Source organism: Xenorhabdus beddingii (assembly GCF_002127545.1).
Lineage (GTDB): Bacteria > Pseudomonadota > Gammaproteobacteria > Enterobacterales > Enterobacteriaceae > Xenorhabdus > Xenorhabdus beddingii.
Map to the genome: position 1 here is coordinate 1 of NZ_MUBK01000061.1, position 4,275 is coordinate 4,275.

The 4,275-nt window shown below is 45.1% G+C and carries 7 protein-coding genes and 1 pseudogene; 6 read left to right on the plus strand and 2 right to left on the minus strand.

Going from position 1 to position 4,275, the window contains the following annotated elements; all coding sequences use genetic code 11:
* Nucleotides 1-417 precede the first annotated feature (417 nt).
* Together Xbed_RS17930 and Xbed_RS17935 are read right to left on the minus strand one after the other, a co-directional pair.
* Entirely contained in the window at nt 418-933 is a 516-nt protein-coding gene (locus Xbed_RS17930) for a GNAT family N-acetyltransferase (RefSeq protein ID WP_086114202.1), read from the minus strand.
* Nucleotides 924-1,196 (minus strand): type II toxin-antitoxin system TacA family antitoxin, encoded by a 273-nt coding sequence (locus Xbed_RS17935; RefSeq protein WP_086114203.1) that lies wholly within the window; start codon nt 1,194-1,196, stop codon nt 924-926. The genes Xbed_RS17930 and Xbed_RS17935 overlap by 10 nt, the downstream gene beginning before the upstream one ends.
* Before the next feature lie 110 nt (nt 1,197-1,306).
* On the opposite strand from Xbed_RS17935, the gene Xbed_RS20775 reads away from it, so the two are divergent.
* The 6 genes and pseudogenes from Xbed_RS20775 to Xbed_RS20780 all read left to right on the plus strand — a co-directional run.
* On the plus strand, nt 1,307-1,474 hold the full coding sequence (locus Xbed_RS20775) for a Tn3 family transposase (protein ID WP_139837535.1): 168 nt from the start codon (nt 1,307-1,309) through the stop codon (nt 1,472-1,474).
* 1 nt (nt 1,475) lies between these two features.
* A complete protein-coding gene (locus Xbed_RS20565) occupies nt 1,476-1,724 on the plus strand; it encodes a DUF2817 domain-containing protein (RefSeq protein ID WP_279625544.1) in 249 nt (82 codons plus the stop codon).
* A 216-nt stretch (nt 1,725-1,940) separates the two neighbouring features.
* Nucleotides 1,941-2,384: a hypothetical protein gene (locus tag Xbed_RS17945; RefSeq protein WP_086114205.1), complete on the plus strand. Its 444-nt coding sequence runs from the start codon at nt 1,941-1,943 to the stop codon at nt 2,382-2,384.
* Between the two features lie 377 nt (nt 2,385-2,761).
* Nucleotides 2,762-2,962, plus strand: a complete 201-nt coding sequence (locus Xbed_RS17955; protein WP_086114207.1) for a hypothetical protein — start codon at nt 2,762-2,764, stop codon at nt 2,960-2,962.
* A 6-nt stretch (nt 2,963-2,968) separates the two neighbouring features.
* Complete coding sequence (locus Xbed_RS17960) at nt 2,969-3,598, plus strand: histidine phosphatase family protein (protein ID WP_086114208.1); 630 nt, start codon at nt 2,969-2,971, stop codon at nt 3,596-3,598.
* A 586-nt stretch (nt 3,599-4,184) separates the two neighbouring features.
* A pseudogene (locus Xbed_RS20780) lies at nt 4,185-4,275 on the plus strand (phage baseplate assembly protein V); the annotation flags it as partial.

Genomic DNA, 4,275 nt, shown 5'->3' on the forward strand with positions numbered 1-4,275 from the left:
ACGTTGGGTATTTTTGCCAATTTTAAACAAGGTAAAAGTCAACGCGACTGGCTTCAACAAGCTAACGTTATAGGATGTTAAAGTCGAGCATCGCGTTATATTGAAAATTTTGTAATAACGCATATCTACACTTCTTATTCATATCGTGACTACTCCACCGTCTATCGGCCAAGGTTTCCCAATTTGGTTTGCAAACTGCTAGTACAGCTCATCTGACATTCTGTACGATCGTCTTCTGAAAACTGAAAATGACAGAGAAGATGAAACCGTAAGTTTTTGCGCAAATGCTCCTGCTAGTACAAGTACCTGTATTTGTACTAGCACTCTGCTAATAAACATTAGCAATCAAAAGCAGGAAAAAATGTCTGAAAAATCGTTTTATAGACACAAGTATGCATTAAGGAGAATAAATCCACATTATTCACTTCTAAATGAGAATGAATCCACATTCACTGGGCCTAATGGAAGCATCAGCGTGTATGGCTCCAACGGTGACTGGGCGAAGCCAAGACGCGTATAGAACGTTCGGGCGCTCTCATCAAGTGCGTGGACGATTATAGCTGAAATACCTACCTGTTCCGCCGTGCTGACGACACGCTTCCAAGCATCTTGGAGAAGCAATGCCCCTAGCTTCTTACCTTGATATTCCACGTCGACAGCCAGACGGCCGAGAAGCACCACAGGGATAGGATCTGGCATATTGCGTTTAAGCGATGGTGTAGATTCAATATGATGGATTGAACCGGCGCTTAGACAATAATAACCAATAACGTCTTTTGTACCTCCCTTGCAAATAACAAATGTACGGCTCGCGCCGAGCTTATTATTTTTTAAAGCCCGGCGTGAAAGCCATTCGTTTAATGTTTCATGCTGGCAATAAAAATCATTTATATTATGTTCAGCCGTTAATATTTCAGGTGCGCTTATTCCCACGGTGCTTTATATCCCATGAGTTTTTTAAAACCTGCATTATCAGAAAGCGGTTGCTCCAGCACCTGCATGAACGCATGATATTTTTCGTCGTTAACGAAAAAGTGGCGCTGATCGAGTATGGCCTCTTCGGCTGCACGGCAGGCAGCATCCAAGATGAAATCAGTTCGGGTCTTTGAGTGCAGGTTTGCTGCATGGTCAATAAGCTCCCGCTGGAAGGCTTTTGCCCGGATGTTAATTGGGGTTTCTTTAGGTTGTGTTCTCATAAATCACCTGTGTAGCAAATTGGTAGATAGTTATTATAGCAGTTGTGTATCCAATAGCTATACATTTGGCATTTCCATTTGAAATCTCATGAAACATTGCGTAGGGAAAAATTAACGGAGGACTGAACGTAGTCGAACAATGGAATGGTGCAACTGATTTTGTATTCTTTGTACGCCGAGGTAAAATGGCGAGTAATTACCGCGAAGTTCATGAAGTAAAATTGAAATGGCGGCTGGTGACACAACTGTTGGGTCTACCCCGAGGGATATGTACTTGAAATCGGAACTTATCCCGCTCTAGATGTCATGATTGCCATGCAGCGAGAGAACTGGCTGTGGCGCCAGAAAATTCATTTCGGGACGTATTATGAAAGCGTGCGCGAGGAATTCAGCGAGATGTTTTTCCCGTCGGATTTTCACTGGCCATCGGTGCTGACTCCGGTATTTCTGGCTCAGCGTATTGTAGACACCGATGTGTTTGCCTCATACCGCGCTTACCAATACAGACGTTGTATGCTGCGCTACTGATTATGTCGGCGGTCGCGTACAGCGTTTCTGCGGGTACCAGTCGAACCGCTCGTGCTGCCAAAATGATTTTAATGCGCGGACATCACTGTTCGAACAGATAGTTACCGTTGTTGTCCCCCTCGCGATGGGATGGGCACTCACCTGGTCATTACAGTTCACGTTGCTCATGTTGATTGTTTTCTCTTTTGCGGTCTTGTTTCGTACATTGCGTCAGCTATGTTCCGATCCGGCCAGCTACGGGGCTACGCTAGGAATCTCCGGAGCTTCTACAACTATGTCAACCAATATCTTATTTCTGGCGCGGATTCAATATTGCCTGTTATTGATGAGAGTCATTGGGAAGAGCTCTACAGGAATAAACTGCTTTATGCCTGGCTCGATATTTGTCGCCAAAATAATATGCTGTTGCCTTGGGCGAAAAAGCGACTCGACATATATCAACAGAAATTCTTGCTTCATGAGAGGTTGCTTGCAAAATTAACGCATCAGTGCAATTCAGGCTCGTTGATAAAACTGAAGGGTGAAAGTTTTAAAGTCTTTTATCCGGAGGGATTTCAGCGTGAGTTGCGCGACGTTGATGTATTGTATGAAAACGAGAAGGATTTTATTTCCGCTCATAATTACCTGTTGTCATTAGACTTCAGGGAAATGTTTGTCTAGATGCGGAAGATTCACAATGGAATGTCGGGATCGGCCAAGTTTCGACTGAGAAATAATGCAGAAAACCGTGCACTTGATGATGTATATGTTGAGATTCACGTGAATTCTTTTCCTGTGTCTAATTTCTCAAATTTATATTTTTATCAATTATCAGATTTGACGGAAGCAACCCGATTGGTTGTATTATTAATCGCCGAGTTTACCTTTCGTGATGGCGTAGCAAAAAAGTTTACGCTGCGTGATATGATGGATGTAAAACTGGCTTTTAATCTGATATCAGAAAAAGAATGGGCATCGTTATACGCACTGTGCAGGCTAAACTTGAAGCGCCCGTATTATTACTGGCTGATTTCTGGCAATAGGAAATTCATGAACCGATGCCGCTGATGCTGGAGAACGTACTCTGGAAGGCTGCATATACAGATCTTACGCGTTATATGAACACGCTTGAATGGCTTGAGCATCTCGCTGAAGATCGCATCTCAGAACATCGTGAAGAGCATGTCATCAGCGCTGTCTGGCATGCCTTGCCATCGAGGCCCCTGGTGGATGTGGGCCAGCTACCGGAGCAATTGTAATTTGTGATGAAAGTTATACTTGTGCGGCACGCGGAAACAGAATGGAACCAGCGTGGTATTATCCAGGGACACATGGATAGCCCATTGACTGCGCGTGGCGCACTGGAAACGTCGGCGTTACTGGCGACGTTAACGGACGTCGCTTACCCCGTTGAGTGTGTTTACGCCTCGCCCCTTGGCCGTGCGTGGCATATGGGGCAAGCGCTGGCAGGCCATTTTCTCTGCCCGCTGGTTGCGCAAGCCGCACTGAAAGAGCAGGCATTCGGTCATTACGAAGGGATGTCATCAGCGCAATTGCAATATGACCACCCCAATGAAGCAGAAGCGTTATTTGCACAAGACGCCGGTTTTTGCCCGCCCGGCGGCGAGTCGCTGGCGCAGGCTTCTCAACGGGTGATCGGCTTTTTGCACGAACTACAAGCGGCAGTGGCGTACCAGATGCTATGTATTGTGACACACGGGCATGTCAGTCAGGGAATACTCGCCCTGCTCAAAGAGGGAAAAATTGATCATTTTTCCCGTTATGCTCAGCCGAACGCGAGCTACTCCGTGCTGGAAATGATGGAGGGGAAATGCATCACGCTCCGTTGGGGGATCGCCACGCATTTACGTAAACTGACAAAGTTAAATAACTAACTGTATTTACTCGCAAATGACCTCGCAGAAAACCTCTTGATATTTTCCTGATAAGGGTCAAATGTATTACAAAGCGTAAATATGTAACGGTGTGTGAGCAGCTGTATCAGACACTTCTGTGTCGACAGCGTTCTAACAATTCCGCACAGAGGATTTTTCAGATGGAAAACACAGTACTGGATGTAACGGATATATCTGAAGAAGCCGTTATTGAGGTCTGTTCGGAGGTTGGATGTTTTGCACAATTTTTGTTCATTAAGGGTGTTATTTGACCAATTACAACAAGTAACTGATTAATTTGGCATCAACTGCCATCGCTTTTAAGTTGTCGTCCTTTCTTTATCGCATTTAGGTTATGGCATTAACCAAAATATCGGGCAACTACAGTTCACGGGAAAAAGGGTTTTCAGGGGGAATGAAGATGATTACTGTGATAATCAAAGAGCGCGGAGGCCAGCGCCGAAGCTGGGTACACCGCACGAGAACTAAAGACGTAGAGACGGCTATTAAACGAGCGGTCAATAATCATTTTAGTCAGAGAAGTTAATCACAATTTTTTGATGTATTTCTATTCACGTAACTGATGGGGATGATCGCCATTCCCCGCATCGGTCATGAAGTCTTGGTGGATTTTGTCCACGGTGACCCGGATCAACCGATTATTGTCGGCAGCAATT

Excerpts from the sequence above, each read along its gene's own strand:
- Xbed_RS17935 (WP_086114203.1), bottom strand. The coding sequence starts at position 1,196 with ATGAGAACACAACCTAAAGAAACCCCAATTAACATCCGGGCAAAAGCC.
- Xbed_RS17945 (WP_086114205.1), top strand. The coding sequence starts at position 1,941 with ATGTTCCGATCCGGCCAGCTACGGGGCTACGCTAGGAATCTCCGGAGC.
- Xbed_RS17955 (WP_086114207.1), top strand. The coding sequence starts at position 2,762 with ATGCCGCTGATGCTGGAGAACGTACTCTGGAAGGCTGCATATACAGAT.
- Xbed_RS17960 (WP_086114208.1), top strand. The coding sequence starts at position 2,969 with ATGAAAGTTATACTTGTGCGGCACGCGGAAACAGAATGGAACCAGCGT.